The sequence below is a fragment of the Martinezella paranaensis genome, from assembly GCF_014200235.1.
GTDB classification, from domain to species: domain Bacteria; phylum Pseudomonadota; class Alphaproteobacteria; order Rhizobiales; family Rhizobiaceae; genus Rhizobium; species Rhizobium paranaense.
Map to the genome: position 1 here is coordinate 134286 of NZ_JACHBI010000009.1, position 23633 is coordinate 157918.

Consider the following 23633-nt stretch of genomic DNA (forward strand, 5'->3'; position numbering starts at 1 on the left):
GGGCGAGCGGATCATGAATTCGGATCGAAATCTCGTGGTGATCGGCGCCGGCGTCATCGGTGTCGCCATCGCCTATGAACTCCAGCGCCGCGGTCTTGCCGTGACGCTCGTCGACCGTGATGCGCCGGGCCGCGGCGCTTCCTACGGCAATATGGCGAGCATCGCCGTCACCGAGTTCATGCCGGCCTCGCGTCCAGGCATCTGGGCGCAAATGCCGAAATGGCTGCTCGCCCCAGAGGGGCCGGTGCGCATCCGGCCCGGCTATATGCCGAAACTGGTGCCGTGGTTCCTCAGGTTCCTCGCCGCCAGTCGCCCCTCGAAACTGCGGGATCTGGAGGCGGCGGGCGCCGTGCTTTGCCGTCGCGTCTATGAAGACCTCGATGCGCTGTTGAAGGAGACCGGGCTGACGCACATGCTGACGGCCGAGGGTTGCCTCAGCCTCTACACCGACGAAGCTGAGTTTCGGGCCGACCGCGAGCATATCGCCATCCTGGAGCGCTTCGGCTTCCGGCACGATATCCTCGGCGGCAACGCCATCCGAGACCTGGAGCCCGCTGTGACGACGAAGATCGGCAAGGCGGTGCTCTTTCCCGACAACCGGTCGATCACCGATCCCTATAAGCTCGTTACTGCTCTCTCCGAAAAGTTCGAGGCGCTCGGCGGCAAGATCGTGCGGGGTAACATCGCCGGTTTCGAGCAGGGTGAGAACGGCGTCGAGGCGCTCCGGCTCGCGGACGGACGCAGGCTTGCGGCGGAGAAGGTCGTGCTCGCAGCCGGCGCCTTTACCGCACGCCTGTCCGCCATGCTGAAAGAGCCGATCCCGCTGGAGACGGAGCGGGGTTATCACACGCAGATCATGGCGCCGCACATCTCCATGCGTCATTCAATCATCTGGCCGGCGCGCGCCTTCATGGTGACGCCGACGGCCGGCGGGATACGGGTTGGCGGCACGGTAGAAATGGCGGGCCTCGATGCGCCGCCGGATTATCGCCGCGCCAAAGTGCTGGTCAAACGCGCCAAGGAGGCGCTGCCGGAGCTCAGAGCCGAACAGACGAGCGAATGGATGGGACACCGCCCGGCTTTGCCCGACACGGTTCCAGTCATGGGGCGGTCGGCCAAGCGCCGGAACGTCTGGTACGCCACGGGCCACGGACATCTCGGTTTAACTTATGCGGCAACGACCGGTCGGTTGATGGCCGACCTCATTACGGGCGTCGAACCGCCCGTGGACATGAAACCCTATCGCGTCGACCGGTTTTGAACCAGGCGGCTGCGGCAAGCAAAGAGGGAAGAACATGCGAAGCGAACTCTATATCGACGGACGATGGGTAAAGCCGGTCAAAGGCGGCACATGCGACGTCGTTAACCCGGCCACCGAAGAGGTCATACAGACGATCGCCGCGGCAACGGCCGAGGATGTCGACGTCGCTGTGAAGGCCGCTCGCCGAGCCTTCGACAAGGATGGATGGCCGAAGCTCTCAGGTGCCAGACGTGCGCAATATCTCAGGGCTATTGCCAGCGGCATCCGCGCTCGTCAGGCCGAGATCGCCCGGCTGGAGGTTCTGGATAACGGCAAACCCTTCCCCGAGGCCGACTGGGACATTGCCGATGCGGCAGGGTGCTTCGACTTCTACGCCGGGCTTGCCGAGCAGCTCGACAATAATCCGGAGGAGCCGATCGCTCTTGCGGACAATCGCTTCACATCGAAGGCGGTGAAAGAGCCTATCGGCGTCGCTGGTGCGATCATTCCCTGGAATTATCCCTTGCTGATGGCGGCCTGGAAGATCGCGCCCGCACTTGCGGCAGGATGCACGATTGTCCTCAAACCCGCGGAACTGACGTCACTGACGGCATTGGAGCTTGCTGCCGTCGCCGACGAAGCCGGGCTGCCTCCAGGCGTCCTCAACATTCTAACTGGTTCCGGATCCGTCGCCGGACAGGCTATCATCGACCATAAGGGCGTCGACAAGCTGGCGTTCACAGGCTCCGGCCCGGTCGGCTCCAAGATCATGGCTGCGGCAGCTCGCGACATCAAGCGGGTGAGCCTCGAGCTCGGCGGCAAGTCGCCATTCGTCGTGTTCGAAGATGCAGATATCGACGAGGCGGTCGAATGGGTCATGTTTGGTATATTCTGGAATCAGGGACAGGTCTGTTCCGCAACCTCCCGCGTTCTCGTGCAGGAGGCGATCTATGAGCGCTTTCTTGCGCGTTTGATCGAGGAAACGAACAAGATCAAGATCGGAAACGGCCTGGAGGAGGGCGTGCTGCTGGGGCCGCTGGTTTCAAAGCGGCAATACCACCAGGTTCTTGCAGCCATAGAGGCAGCACGGGAGGCCGGCGCTACAGTCGCTTGTGGCGGTGACCGACCGGAAGGTTTCGACAGGGGCTATTATCTCCGCCCAACTGTACTGACGGACGTTCCCCTCGACTGCGACGCCTGGGTCGAGGAGATCTTCGGGCCGGTCGTATGCGTGAGACCCTTCAAGACCGAGGAAGAGGCGATCGAGCTTGCCAACGATTCCCGCTTCGGCCTAGCCGCAGCGGTCATGTCGAGGGATGATGTGCGTGCGGAGCGCGTCGCTGCGGCTTTCAGGGCCGGCATCGTCTGGATCAACTGCTCGCAGCCCACGTTCACGGAAGCGCCGTGGGGTGGTTACAAGGAGTCTGGGATTGGCCGCGAACTCGGCCGCTGGGGTCTCGACAACTATCTCGAAACCAAGCAGATCACGAAATACGTCAGCGAAGACCCTTGGGGCTGGTACATGAAGCCGGAGGCCGCTGAATGAACTGGAACCGCACGCTCGACCTTCTTCAGGTTCACTGCCAAGGAGAGATCGGGAAAGTTATCGTTGGCGGTGCGCCGGAAATTCCAGGCGCGACAATGCTTGACAAGATGAACCACATCAACGCGGTGGACGACAGCCTTCGCCGTTTTGTCACGTTCGAACCGCGGGCGAATGCGGCGATGTCGGTGAACCTTCTGATCGCACCGACGCGGCCCGACGCCGACGCTGGCTTCATCGTCCTTCAGGCCGATCGTGCGCATCCGATGTCTGGAAGCAACTGTATCTGCGTCGTGACCGCACTGTTGGAAAGCGGGCAGGTGCAGATGCAGGAGCCCGAGACAGTCGTTCGCCTCGATACACCAGCCGGGCTGATCGTTGCGCGGGCTGTATGCCGTGACGGCAGATGCATTTCGGTCAGCCTGGACAACGTGCCGAGCTTTGCGGAAGCCTTGGACAAGGAAATCGACACACCGAAATGGGGCCGCATCCGGACGGACATCGCATTTGGCGGCGTTTACTATGCACTCGTCGATGTCGACCAGCTCGGTTTTGATATCGCTCCAGAAAATGCCCGTGCCCTTGCCGAGGCTGGCATCGAGCTGAAGGCGTTATTGTCCGAACAAGTCGAAGTTGCTCATCCGATCCTTACGGGGGTCGATGAGATCGCCTACGTGATGTTCCGCGGCCGTGACGCGGATGGCGCCGTGCGGACCTGCACCACATTGCAGCCTGGACGAGTCGACCGATCGCCCTGCGGCACCGGCAGCTCGGCAAATCTGGCGACACTTTTCGCGCGCGGTGAAGTCAGTATTGGCGACCATAGAACCTCGCGCTCGATCATCGGTGGAGAGTTTCTCGTCGAGGCGATCGGCGAGGCGCAAGTGGGAGGGCGACACGCCGTGCTCCCACGCATAACGGGCCGCGCCTTCATCTATGGCCGAGGACAGCTTCGGATATCGGACGACGATCCATTTCCAACCGGCTTCGCACTGTCCGACACCTGGGGGCCGCAAATCGGTTCATTACGATAGGAGATGGCGATGCCAGGAGACCTTCCACTTGCGGGGCAGACCGTTCTTGTGACCGGGGCAACCGGCGGCATCGGCGCCGCCATCGTCGAGCGGCTTTCGGCCGAAGGAGCAAGGCCGATTATTCATTACAGCCGTGATCAAGCAGGGGCCGAAGCCTTGCTGGAGAGGCTCGGCGGCAATGGCCTCTTGATCCAGGCGGATCTTTCTGCCGCGGATGGTGCCCTCAAACTCTGGCGCAAGGCGCTGGAAGCAGCGGGCAGAATTCACGCGATCGTCAACAATGCGGGTATCCGCAGCGAGGTCGGGATTGATGCCGATCTCTTAGAGTGGCGCGCCATCTGGCAGAAGGAGTTCCAGGTGAATTTCTTCGCCGCTGCGGACCTATGCAAGGAAGCGCTCCTCCATTTCCAGCAAAACGGCGGGGGCAGGATCGTCAATATGGCCAGCCGGGCCGGACAACGCGGCTACGCTGATGTTGCCATGCCATACGGTTCGTCGAAAGCAGCGCTCGTCAACCTGACCAAGTCGATCGCAAGAAATTTTGGGCGCAACGGCGTCGTCGCCGTTGCGGTGGCGCCTGGGTGGGTGCGGACAGACATGGCGGAAGAATTTGTCGCTCGGCATGGAAAAGAGGCTGCGGTCGCGGACATTCCGATCGGCGAGATGGCGGAGCCGACAGAAGTCGCCGAACTGGTCGCATTTCTGCTTCGCCCGTCACAGGCGTCGCTGAATGGAGCGACGATTGACGTAAACGGTGGCAGCTATATTCGCTGAGGGAGCTCGATATGAAAAGGTTCATCGATAAGGTCGCAATCGTGACAGGCGGCGCAGGCGGCATTGGATCGGCAATCTGCCGGCGGTTGGCCGAAGAAGGGGCATTCGTCGTTGTAACCGATGCGAACAGTCAGGCCGCAGCAGACCTTGCTTCCGACATCGCCGCGAAGGGCGGAGAGGCGACGGCGATCGGTGCTGATATTTCCAAGAAGACTGACTGTGTCGAACTTATCGAAAAGGCGTTCTCACTAAAGGGACGCATTGATGTTCTGGTGAACAATGCCGGCATCAACCGGCGAGGCAAGTTACTGGCGCTATCGGACGAAGATTGGGATGTGAGCTTTGCGGTGAATCTGGATTCCATGTACCACCTTTGCCGGTCGGTCCTGCCACATATGATCGGCGCCGGCGGCGGAGCTATCGTCAATACGGCATCGCAATGGGGACTTTATCCGGCGCCGAACCACATCGCCTATAATACGACCAAGGCGGCCGTCGCCGCGTTCACGCAGAACCTTGCGCGCGATTACGCTCCGGATAAGATCCGGGTCAACGCCGTCTGCCCCGGCGAAATTCACACCCCCATGCTCGAAGCCGGCGTCAATCGGTCGGGCCGAACGATCGCCGATCTCGACAGGCTCGTGCCCTTCGGACGTATCGGAAAGCCGGAAGAAGTGGCGGCCTTGGTCGCATTTCTGGCCTCGGACGAGGCGGCCTTCATGTGTGGGTCTTTGGTCGAGATCACCGGTGCGCAGGCCGTGGCATAGGGGCATGTTCGCTCAGTCGGACCCAGGCGCGGGCGCTGACGCCCGTCCTGCAAACACCACTTGTTTCAATCCGACGATCCGCGCGAAAACCGCCGTTTCAGCGCGTTGATTTGGTCCGCGGAAATAGCCGGTGCCGTCACGGCAACCCACGCATCGATATAGTGCTGGGGCGCATAGACATGGCCATATCCGATCGGCGAGGTGGTCGCGATTGTCATGTCGACAAGGAGTTGAAGCATGGTGACGACAGGCACCCACCGCAATCGTGGAGAGACATCCGGACCCCTCTTGCCCTTCATCCACGCCGGCTCGCGATAGAATGACTGTGGCTCAAAGAAAGTGACTGCATCGCTGGCATATTGCAGATAGACGATGCGCATCGTACCCCATGTTGCGCCGGGCAGTTCAAGAGCGTTCTCCTGATTGGTAAAGCGGATGATCGAGCCGTCGCGGAAGCGGGGCAACCAGGCGGGAGATCCGGGAAGCCTGCCTTCCGTCACGGTCCGCCACATCTCGCTCTGGAACGGCGGTCCGCTCCATAAGGCACCCTGATAGGGATCGCCGACGACATCCAGCAGGTCCGTCGAGAGTTGCGAGTTGAGCGCCCCCAGGCTCAGCCCGTAGAGATAAAGTTTCGGACGTTTGTCATGCGGGAGGCTCGTCCAATAACCATAGATTTCTCGAAAAAGCGCTCGTGCCGATTCCGCGCCGTATTCCGGTTCGACCAGGATCGAAAGCCAGCTTGAGAGATAGGAATATTGAAGCGACACGCTGGCGACGTCGCCGCGATGAAGGTATTCCAGCGTATCCATGGCGGCCGGGTCGACCCAACCTGTTCCGGTTGGTACGATAATGACGAGCAGGGAGCGGTCGAAACCGCCTTGCCTTTGCAATTCGCGCAACGCGAGTTTGGCGCGCTGCTCGACCGTATTGGCGTTGTTCAAACCGACATAGACCCGAATGGGCTCCTTCGCTGGCGCCTGCCAGAAATCGCCAATCGAAGAGGCCGTCGGCCCGGAGGCGATGAAATGTCTTCCCTGGCGCCCCAGCCCTCGCCACGATACGAGCGATTGCGGGCCGCCCGTCTTGTCCATTTGAGAAGGTGCGGGGATATCCTCATCCATCGCAGCGTCGACGGCCTGGAAGGAACTGTCCGCCACATGGAGTGCCGCCCTCAGCAAAATGCCCTGGCCGATCGACCAGAACAGCAGACATGTGAGCGTGAGGCCAAACACCATCGCCAGCCGATGGGGTATGCGCTTGGAAAACTTCGTCGAGAGCCAGACAAATATCGATCTGAACAACGTTCCGAGAAGAAACAATGCTGTGAAGACCGCTGCAGCCACGCCAGCCAGTTTGAACGGGTCGGCGCTGTCGACCGGTGGCATATGCCACAACTCCCGGATCGAATTCTGCCAATCTGCTGTCTGCCAGAGGAAGACAATGGCGACGAGAAGACCGAGGAAAGCAACGGCCAGCCGCACGTCATTGCCAGGCCCCCGTCGCATGGGGAGTTCGAGATAGCGCCACAACCAGGCAAGCAGGATGCCAAGAAGGTAGCCGGCGCTTGCGCAAACGCCTGAAAGAGCGCCTTGGACGGCGTAGGAGCGCGGCATCAGGCTCGGCGTCAAAGACAACGCAAAGAAGAGGGCGGCAAGCGCCAGGCCGGTGCTGGACAGAGAAAACAAGAGGCGGAGCACAGAGGACTTCATGAATTCTCTTCGTCAGATTGGGCAACCAAAGACTTCGCCAGATCAGGATAGGTGTGAACTCGGCGGGCTCGCCCGGGCCGCTCTTCCCCAAAGCTTGCGAGCAGCCCGCTCGTGCACTCGAGTAAATCCGGCTTCAGGTTGCTCGGGCTGCAGTGGGATGCGAGCTCAAAGCCTGCTGAAGTTTTCCTTCCTGTTCTGGCGACAGCGAAGAGCGAAGGACTTTCGCGTTCTCGCCAGCAAATTCCGCCAACACCTTCTCGGGCTGAACCTTGCGGATGAGCAGGAATAATGCGGAGCTGTTGTGCGGAATGGTGCTGGCCAATGATTTGATAAAATTGTCGTCGATCCCGTAATCGACGAGCGAGCCCGCTAGAGCACCGGAGCCTGCCCCGATCGCGCCGCCAAGGACCAGTCCGGCCAATGGATTGAGAAACAAAAGGCCGACAAGCGTGCCCCAGGCTGCGCCGCTCAGTCCACCAGTGGCCGCACCGGATGCTGTCGGGTGGTAACTCTGTTTCAGATGGACCTTACCTTGGGCATCGTTGACGGCAACGACGGCATCCTCAAGGTCGATCAGATATTCCTTGCCGAGCTGGGTGAGCTTGTTGAGGATCGCATCTGCCTTGTCGGGATGATCGAATCCGAGAACCACGAGATCTGACATATTAGCCTCCTATACGCTGGTTGAAGAAATGACATTTTCTTTCGATGCGACCGCGAGCTTGTTTTCTCCGGTCGGTTCGCTGATGCCGAGCATCGCGCGACTGAACGAGGCCACGACAATGGCAATTGGGACCCCGATAAAAGCGCCGTAAACTCCCCAGAGGAATGTCCATAGAAAGATGGAAAGCAGAATGACGAAGGGGGAGATGTGCAATGCGCCGCCTGATATTTTAGGCTCAACATAGCTTCCGAGCAAAAACTGAATGGTGGTCAGGCAAAGAAAAGCGAACACGGCAAGACCTGCATTTCCAAGCTGAGCGAGAACGAAGAGAGACGGGGAGGTCGTTGCGATGAGAGGACCGAGGAAGGGAATGAAGTTCAGCGTGAAGCCAATGATGCCCCACTCCATGGGAAACGGAATTCCGGCAAAAAACGCAAATGCCGTGATCGTTGCGGCTGTAATGAAGCTCATGATCATGCGCACCCACAGGTACCATCGCAACTTGCGGGCGGATTCGCCACAGCCTGCCAATACGATGCGGGCGAGGGGCCGTGTTTCCAGTTCCTCCAGGCGCTTCTTGGCCGCACCTGTCTCGACCAGCCCCGTTAGAACATAGGCGAGAACGACCACGCAGAAGCTCATCGTCTGCCCCATTCGCGCGGCTATCTGCTGAATGAATCTAATGATCCAGAGGAAGCTGTTGTTATCAGCCCAAAAGGCCGCGACGACAAATCCTCGCTCTTCGAGCCAGTCGGCCGCCCCCTGGTAAAGCATCTGGTATCTTGCAACGTTGGCGATGACGGTCTGCCAGATCGTGCCGAACGCCCAGATGGTGACGGAACCCAAAACGAGGATGACGGCCATGATAAGGAGCACCGTCAGTACGACCGCGATGGAAAGCGGCAATGTCGTTTGCAATCCGCTTTGTATTGGCCACGACACGGCGAGAATGAACAGCGCAAGGGTCAAAGGGGCTGCGAAGGCCGCCGCAGCATAAGCAGCCCAAAGCACTGCGATAATGGTCAGAACCATGAGGCTTGCACGAGGTAGCGCGTCACTCATCCTTCCGCTCCGAACAGCAACCACCAAAAAGCCGGCCGCGGCGACACGCGGCTGGCTTTGCATGCCTTTGGCTCTCGATCAGTAGTCCACCGGATCTCGGGTGATCGGGCAGGTCATGCAGTGCCCCCCGCCGCGACCTCGCCCGAGCTCTGCCCCTGACATGGTGATGACCTCGATGCCCTGTTTGCGCAAAAGCGTGTTGGCATAGGTGTTGCGATCATAAGCGAAGACCACGCCGGGGGAGGCACATACCAGGTTTGCGCCGCTATCCCATTGCGTTCGCTCACGCATATAGTCGTTGCCACCGGTTTCCACGACCCTCATTTCCTTCAAGCCTAAGGCGTCGCGGACCGTCTGGACGAAATCGCCACTGTCCTTATGCAGATCCACCGTTCCCGGCTTTGAACCTGGCCGATACGAAAAGGCTGTGATTGTGTTGACGATATCAGGATAGATCAGGACACAGTCGCGGTCGGCGAAGGTGAAAACCGTATCGAGATGCATTGCTGCCCTGAGTTTCGGCATCGCCGCAACGATGACACGCTCGGCCGCCCCTCTCTCGAAAAGTGTCGCTGCCAGTTGGCTGATTGCCTGGCGCGATGTCCGCTCGCTCATGCCGATGAGGACCACGCCCTTGCCGATCGGCATCACGTCTCCGCCCTCAAGTGTGGCAAGTCCCCAATCCTTCGTCGGGTCGCCCCACCAGACATTCACCTTGCCGGCAAAGTCCGGATGGAACCGGTAGATCGCGCTCACCAGAAGCGTTTCCTCGTGCCGCGCTGGCCAATAAAGCGGGTTGAGGGTTACGCCGCCATAGATCCAGCAGGTCGTATCGCGGGTGTAGATCGTGTTTGGAAGCGGCGGAAGCAGATATTCCGCAGCGCCTGCGGCTTGCCGAAGCAGCTTTAGCGTCTCGCCGCCGAGAGTCTCGGGAAATTCGTAGGTCGACAGTCCGCCAATCAGCGTCTCCGCCAGTTCTCGATCCTTCAGCTCCTCCAGATAGCTGCGGATCTCTCCGGCAAGCTCCAGGCCGACCTGATTGGGGATGATCTGCTGGTCAAGAATCCATTTCTTGGCTTCGGGAATGGCAACCGTCTGCGCAAGCAGATTGTGCATCTCGACGACTTCGATGCCGCGCTCCCGCAACTTGTTGATAAAATCGAAGTGATCTCTTTTGGCCACGTCCACCCAAAGAACATCATCGAACAGCAGGCTGTCGCAATTACTGGGCGTCAGCCGTTGATGCGCTCGACCTGGCGCACATACCATCACTTTGCGCAACTGACCGACTTCGGAATGGACACCAAACTGCTGTGAAGAAGACATGACATCTACCCCTTTCCCGGTAGTTTCACGCGACAATCATGCCTGTTGCCAAACCATAGATGCCGAACGCGCAACCAATGATGGCTATGACGAAGATTACCGTTTCGACCATGTTGAACAGCGGTTCGCCGCGCTCCCGTCGGGCCCAGATGTAGAGGATCGTCCCTGGAGCGTAGAGGATGGCGGAGAGAAGAATGAATTTGAGGCCGCCGGAGATAATCATGAAGATTGTGTAGACCGTTGCGATGCAGGCAAAGACGAGATCGCGCCGGCGCTCTTGCGGGCGCACCTCGTAACTTTCTCCACGTCTTGCGATCAGGAACCCGTAAGCCGCGACCAAAAGATAGGGAATAAGCGACATGGAGCTCGTCAGGCTCAACATCAATGCGAAGGCATCCCGTGACCAATAGGTCGAGATGATGAAGAGCTGGACGATGATGTTCGTCAGCCACAGAGCTGCGACGGGAACACGGTTCTTGTTTTCCCGTGCGAATACCCTTGGCATGTCATCGGTCTTGGCGGCCGTGAAGAGCACTTCCGCACAGATCAACTGCCAGGCGAGATAGGCTCCGAGCACCGATACGATCAGTCCGGCACTGACGAAGACCGCACCCCAAGGGCCTACGACTGCCTCTAAAACGGCGGCCATTGAAGGCTGGCGCATGCCGGCAATCTGAGCGCGCGCCAGATTTGCAAATGGCAGAAGCGTCACCAGCACCATCAATCCCGTGACCGCGGCAAAGCCAAGCAACGTCGCCCTGCCGACGTCGGAGCGCTTCTGTGCATAGCGGGAATAGACGCTAGCTCCCTCGATGCCTAGGAAGACGAAAACAGTGACAAGCATCGTGGCGCGCACCTGCTCGAGCAGGCTGGTGTCCGGCATCCCCACCCCGCCCCAAAAGTTCTCTCGAAATTGTCCGAGGCGGAAGGAGACGGCGAGAATGATGACGAAGATGACAATCGGCACAATTTTGGCGACAGTGACGACGATGTTGATGAAGGCGGCCTGCTGGACACCGCGCAAGATCATGAAATGAAAGAGCCATATGCCGATTGAGGCAACGACGATGGCGATAACAGTGTTTCCGTCCCCGAAGATCGGGAAAAAGGCACCGAGGGTCGATTTGATCAGGACCCAATAGGAAACGTTACCGATACAGGAGCCGATCCAATATCCAAATGCTGAGAGGAAGCCCGGATAGTTCCCGAAACCTGCCTTCGCGTAGGCATAAACACCGGCGTCGAGATCCGGCTTTCGCTCCGCCAAGGCCTGAAAGACCCGGGCGAGCATATACATGCCCGTACCGGCGACGATCCAAGCAATGATTGCCCCGAAAGGCCCTGTTGCAGCCCCGAAGGTTCTTGGTAACGAGAAGATTCCAGCTCCGATCATGGAGCCAATAACCAAAGCTGTCAGCGAAATAACAGAAAGTTTCTGAGTAGTGCTGTTAGTCATAGGGCCTCCGGTTACACAACGGTTGCCAGGCGATCTAAGCACAATCCAAACTCTACCACTTAAGCGGTAGTTGGACATATTCCTCTCTTTTTTTAAAAGCGCAATCTGAAAATGTGATGGAATACTAAAATAGTTGAGCGTATCAGCATTTCCCGGGAGGATTAATCACTTGGACACGCACCCAAGGCGATTTTTCATTGTAAAGGCTGGTATTTACCCGCAATTGCTGCCCGTGATGGGAATAGAGATGAGACCGCGCAAGTAGCAAAAATTGCCGCTATTGAAGATCGTATTGAACAGGAGGTAGCCATGATCTCGTTGTTCCTGAGCTTTCGATACATCATCGTCCTTGCCTCCGTCGGGGTTCTTGCGGGGGCGTTCCTGATGTTTTGGGAGGGCATGCTGATTTTGCGCAACGCATTTTTATACGTGCGCACGGACCCCGATATGTCGGTGATTGCCGCGGTGTTGAACTCCACGGACAAGTTTCTCTTCGGGATCGTTTTGATGATTTTCGCCTATGCGATCACCTTCGGCTTCGTCATCGACCTATCGCCGGAGATGCGCAAGAAGGTGCCGGCCTGGATGATCCTGAATACGGTCGCCGAGCTCAAAAGCCTCTTTTTTCAGGTGATAATTCTTTACCTGGTGGTGCACTTCGCAACGGTCATGGCGGAGACGGAGGGAATGCCGGATTGGAACGGTCTCGTGCTGCCAGCGGCGATCCTGCTTCTCGCCGGCGCTATGAAGCTTGTCGACAGCTCATCCCACGATCATACGAACGGCGAGCATCGTGAGTGAGGCAACAGGGAATACAGTGGGTCGGAATCTGAGATGGTGACCGAAGAGAGCTGCAAAGCACATTTGTTGTTCATGTCGCGCGCCGATAGATTTTATGCGAATACCAATCCGATCAACCCACAGTATTAATTTCCTTGAAGCTTAATTAGGAAGGCGTATAGTCTCTCGCCGAGACTGCCTCTGCCCGCAGATCCGGCCTCATGTCTTCGAATGCATTATCTCTCTCGCAGTAGTCCTAAATACAGGCCGCAGACGGAGATTTTCATGCTGAACAGACGGTCTCTTTTGCTGGGTTTTTTCGGGGCAGCGGTTGCCGGTTTCGTGGCTGTCAGCCTGCCGGACGATGTAGAGGCGCAAACAACTCCCCGCCATCGGCGCCCTCCGCCGCAACGTCCTCCACCCCAACATCGTCCGTATCGACGTCCTCCGCCTCCGCCCCCTCTTCGCGAGCCCAGACCACGGGCGCGTCGCGGTTATCGCTGGGAGTCGGGACGATGGGTCTGGAACCACACCCGCAGGCGGTATGACTGGTTCCATGGTCGGTGGGTCAGGAGACGTCCCGCCCATCCAAATCATCGATAGTGATGCTGCACGAGCTCGAGGCGGAGGGCGATGTCCAAGTTTATTTTCTGGCACTGTTCGCAAGTGCTGACTTTGGCTTTAGTGTCGGTCGGTCTCTTCGCCGTGGATTGGGCGGCGTCAGAGGACCTACCCGCTGTCGGAACCATGCGGGTGGAGGTCTCGGACGTTTCGCCGCGACATGAGTTTGTCGGCAGGGTCGAAGCCGTCAATGCCGTCGATATTCGCTCCCGTATCGACGGCTTCCTGGAAAGCCGGTTGTTCGATGAAGGTGCAATCGTCGGTAAGGATCAGGACCTCTTCGTCATAGAACGGAGCAGCTACGAAATTGCCCTCAAGGATGCTCAGGCGGCACTTCTCAGCGCCCAGGCTTCGCTGCTGGACGCTGAACGGCGCTTGCAAAGGAATCAATCTTTGAGCAGGCAGACGGTGCCGCAGGCGACACTTGAGGAGAGTCAGACCACGCGCGACACCGCGAGAGCGAACGTGATGTCGGCCGAGGCCAAGGTGAGCCAGGCGGAACTCAACCTAAGCTACACAAGGGTAAAATCGCCGATCGAAGGACGGATTGGCCAGGCAGCCTTTTCCGTTGGCAGTCTTGTCGGGCCCTCGTCCGGCACCTTGGCCCGAGTGGTGCAGATGGATCCCATCCGCGTCGTGTTCTCCCTCAGCGATCGCAGTATTCTCGACTTGCGTGCTGCGGCAGGTGGTGCCAGCAAGGACGAACTCGTCAAGCGGTTCGTTCCGCGGCTGCGGTTGTCAAACAACCAGAGCTATGAGCAAGCGGGCAAGGTCGAGTTCTTCGGCAACGAGATCGATCCGCAGACCGGCACCTTGCCGATCCGCACGCTGTTTGGCAATCCGCAGTCGATGCTTGTGCCCGGGCAGTTCGTCACGGTGATCGTTGGCGATGCTCAACCGAGGCTCCGCCCCGTCGTGCCTTCCGGCGCCATCCAGCAGGACCGGGAGGGCCGCTTCGTCCTTCTCCTGAATGGCCAAAACCGGCTGGATATCAGGCGCATCAAGGTTTCCGACCAGATCGGCTCCGGCTGGGTCATCGAAGAGGGGCTGGAAGGCGGTGAGACAATCGTTGTCGAGGGCTTGCAGCACGCGTCTCCCGGCGCACTCGTGAAGGCCACGGACGTCAGCGCATCAGTTGCCGCGGCACAAGCGGCGGTGCCTGCCAGCGCTTCGACCTCACCTTCGGGAACGGCGAAACCATGAACCTGTCCGCGCCTTTCATCGACCGTCCACGTTTTGCCATGGTGATCGCGGTGGTCATGACCATCACCGGTGCACTGGCGTTGACGCAGATTCCGGTCGCGCAGTTTCCCCAGATTACGCCGCCGGAAGTTCAGGTCACCGCAAGCTATCCCGGCGCCAATGCCAATGTCCTGACCGAAAGCGTTGGAGCGCCGATCGAGGATCAGGTCAATGGCGTCGAGGACATGCTCTATATGTCGTCGACGAGCACCAATAACGGCAACTATTCGCTGACCGTGACATTCGCGGTGGGCACAGATCCGGCAATCGCGCAAGTCAATGTGCAAAATCGCGTGGCACTGGCAACCGCGCGGCTACCGGCGGCGGTGACACAGACCGGGGTTTCGGTGAGAACCCGCTCCTCGAGCATGCTGATGGGCATTGCCCTCTACTCTCCGAAAGGGACGCGAGACGAGATTTTCATCAGCAACTACGCCACCATCAACATTCGCGACGCCATCGCCCGCGTGGCTGGTGTCGGTGAGGCAAGCGTTTTTGGGCCTGCCTACAGCATGCGGATATGGATGAACCCGGACCGCATGCAAGCCTTGGGGGTCACCGCGGCGGACCTTACTGCCGCCATCCAGGCCCAGAATGCCCAGGCATCGGCCGGACAATTGGGATCTGCACCGGCCGTTTCCGGGCAGCAGCTCCAGCTTACGGTCATGGCGCAAGGCCGTCTGGCAAACGAGGCCGAATTCGGAAACATCGTCATCCGCACCAATGCCGATGGCGCAATCGTCCGGCTGCGCGACGTCGCTCGCGTGGAACTCGGAGCACAGTCCTATGACACCGCGTCGACCTTCAACGGACAGCCGAGCGCCACCATCGTCGTCTATCAATCCCCGAATGCGAACGCGCTGGCAGTGTCCAACGCAGTCCTGGCCGAGCTGTCGCGCCTTTCGAGTCAATTTCCCGACGACATCGCCTATACCGTCGTCTTCGACACGACCTCGTTCGTTACCGAGACGATCAGGGAGATCATGATCACCCTGCTGATCACCTTCGCGCTGGTCGTCGCGGTGACCTACGTTTTCCTTCAGGACTGGCGCGCCACCGTCATTCCAACATTGACCATCCCCGTGTCGCTTGTGGGTGGGTTTGCCGTTCTCTACCTGCTTGGTTATTCGGCGAATACGATCACGCTCTTCGCCATAGTGCTTGCCATCAGCTTGGTCGTGGACGACGCGATCATCGTGGTGGAGAACGCGCAGCGGATCATGAGCGAGGAGCGGCTTGGCATACGCGAGGCCACGCTGCGGACCATGAGCCAGGTAACAGGCCCTATCATCGCCACAACCCTGGTGTTGGCGGCACTGTTCGTGCCCGTCGCATTCCTTGGTGGCATCACAGGCCAGCTTTACCGACAGTTCGCGGTCACCATTCTCATCACCATCACCTATTCGACCATCAATGCCTTGACGCTGAGCCCGGCGCTCTGCGTGCTCATGCTGCGTCCACCGGCGTCTCAGCATTCTCGGCTGTTTGGGCGTTTCAACCGGGGTCTCGAAACCTCTCGCAGCCTATATCTCCGCATGCTTTCCAGGCTTTCCAGAAGGCTGGTCATCGCCGCGATCATCCTCGTTGTGATTTTCGGCGGAATCTACGGCGTTTTCCGCGTCCTGCCGACGGGCTTTGTGCCTGCCGAAGACCAGGGATATCTCTTCGTCAACGTACAGCTTCCCGATGCGGCATCGCTGGAAAGGACGCAGCAGACGTTGGCAAGCGTGACGTCGTTGCTTCAAACGACGCCGGGTATCGCAAACTCGATCGCCATCTCGGGAAACAGCATGATAGGCGGCGGCGGCTCGAATTTCGGCATGGCAATTTCTGCCCTGAAGCCATGGAGCGAGCGCGGTTCTGCTGAAAGTATCGACAGCATCATGAGCCACCTCAGATCCGAATTCGCGGGTATTTCGGCGGCGTCCGTCGTTGCGTTCAATCCTCCGGCCATTCCGGGTCTGGGAACGACAGGCGGATTCGACATGCGCCTGCAGGCGCGAAACGGACAAAGTCAGCAGGAACTGGCCGAAGTCATGCGAGCACTTATCGTCAAAGCAAACCAGACACGCGGATTGTCGGGCGTGTTCAGCACCTTCTCTGCGAATGTTCCGCAGATATTCCTCGATGTCGATCGCAACCGGGCTCAGCTTCTCGGCGTTTCGCCGGCCACGATATTTTCGACCCTGCAATCGCATCTCGGATCATCCTATGTGGATGATTTCAATATATTCTCGCGGGTCTATCAGGTCCGCATCCAGGACGAACCGCAATTTCGCGGCAGGATAGAAGATATTCAAAGGCTGAGAGTTCGCAGCCAAAGCGGCGAGCTCGTGCCCCTTCAAGCCCTGCTGTCCATCTCGACAACATACGGCCCAAGCTCGATCAACCGCTACAACCTGTTTCCCGCCGCCTCCATCAACGGACAAGCGGCGACGGGAACGAGCACAGGTCAAGCTTTGACGTCGATGGCCTCCCTTGCCGACCAGAGTCTGCCGCCGGGCTTTGGCTATGAATGGACCGGGCTGGCGCTTCAGGAGCAGCAGGCGGGAAACCAGACAGCCATGATCCTGCTGATGGGCATCGTCTTCACCTATCTTTTTCTTGTCGCCCAATATGAAAGCTGGAGCGTCCCAATCGCGGTGATGCTCTCGGTGTCCGTCGCCGTGCTCGGTGCACTCGGCGCTCTTCTATTCGCGGGCATGGACATCAACATCTACGCGCAGATCGGCCTTGTCCTGCTCGTCGGGCTGGCTGCAAAAAACGCGATCCTGATTATCGAATTCGCCAAGGAACGGCGGGAGGAAGGAATGAGCATCACAGAGGCGGCAAGGGTCGGCACGGCACAGCGCTTCCGCCCAGTCCTGATGACCGCGATGGCGTCTGTCCTCGGCGTCATACCGCTTGTGATTGCGACCGGCGCCGGCGCGGGGAGCCGCCGAGCGATCGGCATGACGGTGTTCGGCGGGCTGCTTGTCGGCACGATCGTAGGACTTCTGATGATCCCGGTCCTTTACGTCCTGATTCAGACGATGCGAGAAGGCATCAAGCGCCGGCTCTTCGGGGTGAAGGTCAAGGTGATTGCGAAGGATGAGAGCAAAGCCGCGCACCTTGAGGGGTGATGGTCTTTCAGATGTTTGCCGCCCCTTTTTTGCCGAAGCGGCGTTATCACCGCTCCTCGGGTTTTAAAACTTTTCTCTCGGGTTCCAACATCGCTCTGGCGTCAACAAAGCGCTCAATGCGCTTATCGGTTCTATGTCGGTCGCGCATCACGAGGTAGACGGCGAGGACCCATAGCGCGGCTATCGCGCGGGCGGCCCAGGCGAAGCCCGCTGGACCCAATGAGTCGTATAACCCCTGCATGTGGTGAGGCCGGTGTCCGCCATCGAAAACAGCCGCATAGACAATCATTGCGGTTATGAAGCATACCAATTTATTCTCTTTGATAAATTTTAGCGCCGCATGTGTCCGACATGGCCTTTCGTCCTGCCGAATTTTGTCGTGTCGTTGTTGATCTCGCATGTGTAGGTCGTCCAAATATTTCTAAGGCTGAGAGCAAGGCCGCCCGGCGTCTTGAAGAAGTTCTTCAAATCCAAATTGTCCGCTAAGAGCCGACTGCAGTCGCCGGTTGGGAATTGCTTTATTCACGGTAGGAGGTCGTCGACCTAGCTCTGCTTGTGGTCATTGACGAGTCCGCGGCGGCCGAAAGACACCTGACCGCGAGCATCGGCGGGCCGAGGCATTCCGGAGGAGGGGCGAGGCGGTTCGGCCGGCGTCGCAGCATCGGAACGGGTACTGCGGAAAATGCCTTTCTTTGACTTCGGCAACGGAATTTCAGGAAAGACGATTGCAGGAACGGCGTAGTCGCCATCGCCAGGGGTGAAGAGCAGAGCTATTGTATAAACAGCGTTAATCACCTCCGAAACTATAGTATAGTGCTTGGTCCCGAGGGCCAAAGCCGGGAACAAATAACCGACCGTCACGTCCACGACGTCGAGCGAGAGCATGGCTGGAACAATGACCATCGGGTTCCAGCCTATATCGCGAATGCGCGCTACTTGCAGGCTTAGATGCGTCCAGAGGAACACCGCTACCGCAGGCACTACGATCATCAATGCCGTCGTTTTCGATCCATCAAAATGGAAGCCGAATATGAATAGGAAAGGCAATATGAGCATCGTTAGAAAAATTGCCCCGGGAAGGAAGATATAGCCCCAAAGGAAATATTTCAGTCGCCCTATCCGTCCCTGAAAACAAAACAGATTCCCAATCATGCATCAGGTCCCCAAAGCCTTGCAGCAGAAGACCATGCACTACTTTCAATCGACTGAAGCGAATTATGAAGATTTGAGGTAATCGACTTCCGGATAACCGCGGTGCCACTGCCGACGAGACGATCAGAAGAGTGCCCCGACCAGGCGGACTTCAATTTTTGTTCTCAGGAAGCGCTGATTTGCTCACGGCCGTATTGCCCTTCGGCAGCGAGCGCCGATTGTCCACAAAGCGCAAAAGCAAGTTCCGTTTTCTGTGGCCCTGGACAAGATCAATATCACTGACAAGCTTTGCGCCGCCCTCGCGCCGCTCCAGTGTGATCTTGCGGCTATGGAAGGCTTCCAGCTCAGCGCGATGCGCGACGCTTATGATGGTGACTTTCGGCAATTCCTGGATCACCATCTCCATCATCTTGTCCTGGCTCTTTTCATCGAGTGCCGACGTTGCTTCATCGAGCACGATGATATCGGGATTGTGCAGCAGGAGGCGCGCGAAGGCGAGCCGCTGCTTTTCGCCGCCGGACAACGTCTGGTCCCATGGCGCGTCTTCTTCGATCTTGTCGTTCAGATAGTCGAGCCCGACCTTGTCGAGGGCCGCCTTGATCTCATCCAGCGTCCAGCTATCGGCGGCGCGGGGATAGGCGACTGCACGGCGCAGCGGCCCGGAAGGGATGTAAGGCCGCTGCGGTAACATGAACAATCGTCTGTCGGCATGGAAATTGACGCTGCCGTCACCCCAGGGCCAAAGACCTGCAATGGCCCGCACCAGGGTGCTCTTTCCCGTACCGGATTCTCCGGCGACGAGCACCCGCTCGCCGGGTTCGATCTCGACCTGGGTTTCCTTGACCACGGCGGTGCCATCGTCCAGCGACACCGAGAGATCGTTTAGGCTGAGCATAGCATTGCCTTCGGTTTCACCGTGCTTGATGCGTCCCAAGGCGTTGCTCTTTTCCGCGCGCTCGAGCCCGTCCAGCGACATCATCAGCGAAGCAATGCGTCGTGCGCAGGCGTTCCAATCGGCGAGACGGGGGTAGTTGTCGACAAGCCATCCGAATGCGCTCTGAACGATGGCAAAAGCCGAGGCAGCCTGCATGACCTGTCCGAGCGTCATACTGCCTTCGAGAAATTTGGGAGCGCAAAGTAAGATCGGCACGACTGGCGCAAACAGGCTTGAGCCTTGCGACACAAGCGTGGTGCGCATGTGCTGGTGTGCAAGGAGCGCCCATTGCCGAAGCACATTGGCAAACTTCTTGTCGAGGTCGCTACGCTCTTCCTCTTCGCCGCCGAGCAATGCGATGCTCTCGCCGTTTTCCCGCACATGGGTCAGCGTGTAGCGAAATTCGGCTTCCGTCTGATTTTTGACCTCGGAGACATGGACGAAATGGCGGCCGATGACCGCCATCGAGCTGGACGTGATCGCCGCATAGAGCACCGCGGTAATGACGAGGAAGCCGGGAATGGTGAAGGTCAAACCTGTGATTGTCAGAGTGAGGGCCCCGCCGATCGTCCAGAGGACTACGATGAAGGTCGTGGCCGACAGAAATGCGGAAATGACACCAGCGATGAAATCAACCGGAGATTCCGTTGCAATCCGCAAATCCTCCGAGATACGCGCTTCGGGGTTCTTGTGGTCGCCGCCGATGAGGTTCAACTGATAATAACGGCCGTTTGCGAGCCAGCGTGCGATGACCCTGGCAGTAAGCCAGGAACGCCAGCGGCGCTGGATCATCATGCGAATGTAGACTTGGATCGTGACAAGGGTCACGCTTCCGAGCACGAGCGGCAGGAATATAGCGCTCAGAAAATACACGGTGTGGGGATTGCGTTGCTCTATGGCGTCGAAAATTGCGCGGTTCCAGATATTGATTCCGTACTGGAAGCCGACATTGGTGCCGATCAGGATCAACAGCCCGATTGAGCAAGGCCACGCGAGCCCGTCACCGCTACGGCCCCAGTAGCTGCATGCGCTGATCCAGAAACGCCTGAGCAAATAGCTTTTGCGCGCCTGCTCGGCCTCCTCAGGGGTCAGCTCTGGGTCGGGTTCGACGACATTTGGCGGTGACGCGACCTCGACAGTCGATGCCTTTTCTTGGCGCGACTTCTCGGCACCGTCCCGTCCGGTGCCGTCGACCGATTTCGGATTGAATTTTGCGTCGGTCATAAGCACGACAACGGCTTAAAAATCGAAAGGTTTCATGAGCCGCTGTCGAACTTGGTATTCGAGGGTCTGTCGCGAATGAGGTTGTCGCCTCTGGAGCTCACAAGATCTCCAAAAGATGTCGCCGACGGAATAACTGCAGTCTGCTATGCGGCTCTTGGCAACAGAGATTTGAGGTTCGTGTCAGCGGCCAGTGCCTCAATAGGTGGCATGATCCGCTTTGCGATCAGCATCTCGCTCAACTTCATGTCCTTGGCAATCCTGTTGCCGGGACCGACACCGCTGGCTGCCACCAGCCGCTGAGAAAGGTCGAGATGGAAGAGGATAAACGCACCGTCGCTCAAGTCTCTGCGAACCACTGTGTGCCCTTCGTCGACGAGACCGGCGATCTGCAGGGTATGATCGAACTGATCGGACCAAAAATAGGGAACGGCGTCGTAGCTGCGGGCAGCACCCGCCAAGTTCGCCGCAGCAAGGATGCCTTGATCCTGCGCGTTGCGCCATGCTTCCAGACGAAGCCGGCGGCCGCCATATAGCGGATGGGGAAACGAGCAGCAGTCGCCAGCGGCGTAGATATCTGCCACCGAGGTCTCAAGATGTTCGTTGACCGCAATACCGTTGTCGACCGCGATGCCAGCTTGTGCGGCGAGTTCAGTGAGCGGCTGCGCCCCGATTCCGACGACGAGCACGTCCGCTGTGACCTTGGGTCCGTCCGAAAGCGAGATGCTGACGCATTGTTCGTTGGCGTCGATGTCCCCCACCGTCACGCCGCATTTCACCACGACGTCGTTGCGCCGATGCAGGGAGGTGATTGCCGCGGCAATAGATTCGGGCACTCCGCGTTTAAGGATGCGCTCTTGGCTCTCGATCACCGTGACCCTTGCGCCACGGCTGCGTGCCGATGCGGCGACTTCCAGGCCGATGAAACCGCCACCAAGCACCGCCACATGCATATCGGCGCTGATCCAGGGGCGAAGCGCAAGCGCATCGTTGATCGTCCTGAGATAGAGTATCCGCCGGCTCGCCGGAACATTCGGCAGCCGCCTCGGCACAGCGCCCGTCGTCAACAGCAATTTGTGATAGGGCAACGCTCGGCCACCCGACAACGTCACCTGCTTGCGGTCGGCGTCGATGGCGCTGACCGACGTGCCGCCGATATGCCGGATCATCCGCTCGCTGAGCACAATCTCGCTGAGAACGGCGGGTGCCTGGGGCGTTGTGGCGGCAAGCAGCACCTGCTTGGAAAGCGGCGGCCGCTCGTAGGGGAGGTGAGCCTCATCGCCGATGAGGGTAATGGGATGGGCATAGCCATTTTCCCTCAGGCCCAGAGCCGCGCGTGCGCCGCATTCGCCTGCGCCGACGATGACGATGCCAGCGTCGTCGCTCATGCTGCTATTCCGATCATGATGCGATCACCTTCCAGCTTGACCGGATATGTTCTCAGATTGACGCATACCGGCGCACCACGAGCCTCGCCCGTCTTGTAGCTGAAGCGTCCATTGTGCTTTGGACATTCGATGATGTCATCCATGACAAGCCCGTCGGCTAGGTGGATCTTTTCATGGGTGCAAAGCCCGTCGGTCGCGAAATATTCGTCGTCCGAGCTTCTGTAGATCGCGAAAGTTCGTCCGGCGTGATCAAACCGGACGACGTCTTCCTGCTCGATGTCGTCGGCGGCACACGCTTCGATCCATGTCGTCATTTCCTGCCTCCTCGCTATTGTCCGCCGGCGGCTTGCCGCCATGCACAGTGATGTCGCCTTGCGGGAGGAGCGGCGCACCGGCATTGGCCCAATGGGCGTTGAGCCTTGATCGCGCTCAGCTTTTCCTCCCTGAACACCATCAACCATGCGCGAAATAGCGCTTCACATTCCACGTCGATTATGATCATTTTTCATCAAGGGGAGGAATGGAATGAAGAAAGCCCGCTTGATCGACATTGCGGCCGCCGCAGGCGTCGGCATCGCAACCGTCGAGCGCGTTCTCAACGAGCGAGGAGGCGTCAAGCCCCACACGGCGGAGAAGGTGGTGCTGGCGGCCAAGCGGCTGGGGTACAAGGGGGTGATCCCAAATCTCTACCGTGGAACGATCCGCATCGAGGTTATCCTGGTCAGGCCGGAGTCGCCATTCTTCAGCAGGCTCAATCGCGCCTTTGAACGGATTGCCGCCTCGCTCGACAGCTCCATCACCGTTCACCGAACCTTCGTCGAGGAGAATGATCCCGAGAAGTTTGCCGCGCATATATCCAATAGCGCTATTCGCCGCCATGCCCTGATTGTCGTGGCCCTCGACCATCCGAAAATCAGGGAGAGCCTGGATAAGGCCCGAAAAGCCGGCATCGAGGTCGTCCAGATCGTGTCCTATGCGGAGGGCAGGGACGATGTGTTCGTGGGCATCGACAATTATGCCGCTGGACGAACCGCAGGCTTCTATATGTCGCGAATGCTTCGGCCCACGGCCGGAAGTATCGTCGCGATCTGCCATAGCTGGGCCTATCAAATTCACAAGGAGCGTATTCGCGGCTTTTCTGACTATCTCGCCGCCTATGGCAACCCGGCGCATCAGTTTTCGGAGGTTGTATTTGGCTTCGATGACGATGTGAGATCCGCCGAAGCGCTCACTCAGGCGCTACGCCGCGGGACGGATGTCGCGGGCATCTATAATGCGGGCGGTGCCAACCTCGGCGTTGGATCGGTCCTTCAGCGCTATCAGCGGCAGCAAGAGAGAGAATTCATCTGGATCGCTCATGAGCTCAACGACGAAACGCGCCGCTTCATTGTTTCGGGACTGATGACGCTGGTCCTGGATCAGGCTCCGGAAACTCAGGCGAGACGTGCGCTGGATACTGTTCTTTCGAGGATAGGTGTCATCGACGTGCCAGTCAGCCGCGATCCGGTGCCGTTCCTGACCTATACGGCGGAAAACATCGGGCACTTTTCGCCGCCAGCCTGACGGGCAAGCCGGAGCCTGCGAAGGAGGGCTCG

General features: G+C 58.8%; 18 protein-coding genes. 9 read left to right on the plus strand and 9 right to left on the minus strand.

What is annotated here, in order from left to right; all coding sequences use genetic code 11:
* Positions 1-13: 13 nt before the first annotated feature.
* Genes GGD50_RS21490 through GGD50_RS21510 form a run of 5 tightly spaced genes read left to right on the plus strand, consistent with a single transcriptional unit; the run spans position 14 to position 5358 of the window.
* Positions 14-1261 carry an NAD(P)/FAD-dependent oxidoreductase gene (locus tag GGD50_RS21490; protein ID WP_183939145.1) on the plus strand — a complete coding sequence of 416 codons (1248 nt, stop codon included), beginning with the start codon at positions 14-16 and terminating at the stop codon, positions 1259-1261.
* A gap of 34 nt (positions 1262-1295) precedes the next feature.
* Entirely contained in the window at positions 1296-2786 is a 1491-nt protein-coding gene (locus GGD50_RS21495) for an aldehyde dehydrogenase family protein (protein ID WP_183939147.1), read from the plus strand.
* Positions 2783-3817: a proline racemase family protein gene (locus GGD50_RS21500; protein ID WP_183939149.1), complete on the plus strand. Its 1035-nt coding sequence runs from the start codon at positions 2783-2785 to the stop codon at positions 3815-3817. The genes GGD50_RS21495 and GGD50_RS21500 overlap by 4 nt, the downstream gene beginning before the upstream one ends.
* A 9-nt stretch (positions 3818-3826) precedes the next feature.
* Positions 3827-4591, plus strand: a complete 765-nt coding sequence (locus GGD50_RS21505; protein ID WP_183939151.1) for an SDR family NAD(P)-dependent oxidoreductase — start codon at positions 3827-3829, stop codon at positions 4589-4591.
* An 11-nt stretch (positions 4592-4602) separates the two neighbouring features.
* Entirely contained in the window at positions 4603-5358 is a 756-nt protein-coding gene (locus tag GGD50_RS21510) for an SDR family NAD(P)-dependent oxidoreductase (RefSeq protein ID WP_183939153.1), read from the plus strand.
* Between the two features lie 65 nt (positions 5359-5423).
* Here the strand turns inward: GGD50_RS21510 and GGD50_RS21515 are convergent, their stop codons facing one another.
* The 5 genes from GGD50_RS21515 to GGD50_RS21535 form a co-directional block, all read right to left on the minus strand.
* The gene (locus GGD50_RS21515) at positions 5424-7070 is read right to left on the minus strand and encodes an alpha/beta hydrolase (RefSeq protein ID WP_183939156.1); all 1647 of its coding nucleotides are present in this window, start codon (positions 7068-7070) and stop codon (positions 5424-5426) included.
* A gap of 133 nt (positions 7071-7203) precedes the next feature.
* Positions 7204-7734: a DUF1269 domain-containing protein gene (locus tag GGD50_RS21520; protein WP_183939158.1), complete on the minus strand. Its 531-nt coding sequence runs from the start codon at positions 7732-7734 to the stop codon at positions 7204-7206.
* 9 nt (positions 7735-7743) lie between these two features.
* Positions 7744-8859 (minus strand): AI-2E family transporter, encoded by a 1116-nt coding sequence (locus GGD50_RS21525; RefSeq protein WP_343069993.1) that lies wholly within the window; start codon positions 8857-8859, stop codon positions 7744-7746.
* 15 nt (positions 8860-8874) lie between these two features.
* Positions 8875-10122, minus strand: a complete 1248-nt coding sequence (gene arcA, locus GGD50_RS21530; RefSeq protein ID WP_183939162.1) for an arginine deiminase — start codon at positions 10120-10122, stop codon at positions 8875-8877.
* Positions 10123-10147: 25 nt separating this feature from the next.
* The gene (locus tag GGD50_RS21535; RefSeq protein WP_183939163.1) at positions 10148-11578 is read right to left on the minus strand and encodes a basic amino acid/polyamine antiporter; all 1431 of its coding nucleotides are present in this window, start codon (positions 11576-11578) and stop codon (positions 10148-10150) included.
* A gap of 309 nt (positions 11579-11887) precedes the next feature.
* Between GGD50_RS21535 and GGD50_RS21540 the strand changes: the two genes are divergently transcribed.
* The 3 genes from GGD50_RS21540 (at position 11888) to GGD50_RS21550 (ending at position 17343) form a co-directional block, all read left to right on the plus strand.
* Positions 11888-12379, plus strand: a complete 492-nt coding sequence (locus tag GGD50_RS21540) for a YqhA family protein (RefSeq protein ID WP_183939164.1) — start codon at positions 11888-11890, stop codon at positions 12377-12379.
* A gap of 612 nt (positions 12380-12991) precedes the next feature.
* A complete protein-coding gene (locus GGD50_RS21545; protein ID WP_183939166.1) occupies positions 12992-14182 on the plus strand; it encodes an efflux RND transporter periplasmic adaptor subunit in 1191 nt (396 codons plus the stop codon).
* Entirely contained in the window at positions 14179-17343 is a 3165-nt protein-coding gene (locus GGD50_RS21550) for an efflux RND transporter permease subunit (protein ID WP_183939168.1), read from the plus strand. The genes GGD50_RS21545 and GGD50_RS21550 overlap by 4 nt, the downstream gene beginning before the upstream one ends.
* A 543-nt stretch (positions 17344-17886) precedes the next feature.
* On the opposite strand, the gene GGD50_RS21555 is transcribed toward GGD50_RS21550, so the two are convergent.
* The 4 genes from GGD50_RS21555 to GGD50_RS21570 form a co-directional block, all read right to left on the minus strand.
* Positions 17887-18495 (minus strand): DUF805 domain-containing protein, encoded by a 609-nt coding sequence (locus tag GGD50_RS21555; protein WP_183939170.1) that lies wholly within the window; start codon positions 18493-18495, stop codon positions 17887-17889.
* 151 nt (positions 18496-18646) lie between these two features.
* On the minus strand, positions 18647-20653 hold the full coding sequence (locus GGD50_RS21560; RefSeq protein WP_183939172.1) for an ABC transporter ATP-binding protein/permease: 2007 nt from the start codon (positions 20651-20653) through the stop codon (positions 18647-18649).
* Positions 20654-20796: 143 nt separating this feature from the next.
* The gene (locus GGD50_RS21565) at positions 20797-22038 is read right to left on the minus strand and encodes an NAD(P)/FAD-dependent oxidoreductase (RefSeq protein ID WP_183939174.1); all 1242 of its coding nucleotides are present in this window, start codon (positions 22036-22038) and stop codon (positions 20797-20799) included.
* Complete coding sequence (locus GGD50_RS21570; protein ID WP_183939176.1) at positions 22035-22352, minus strand: MocE family 2Fe-2S type ferredoxin; 318 nt, start codon at positions 22350-22352, stop codon at positions 22035-22037. The genes GGD50_RS21565 and GGD50_RS21570 overlap by 4 nt, the downstream gene beginning before the upstream one ends.
* A 211-nt stretch (positions 22353-22563) precedes the next feature.
* Here GGD50_RS21570 and GGD50_RS21575 point away from each other — a divergent pair, with 211 nt between their 5' ends.
* A complete protein-coding gene (locus GGD50_RS21575; RefSeq protein WP_183939178.1) occupies positions 22564-23601 on the plus strand; it encodes a LacI family DNA-binding transcriptional regulator in 1038 nt (345 codons plus the stop codon).
* Positions 23602-23633 lie beyond the last annotated feature (32 nt).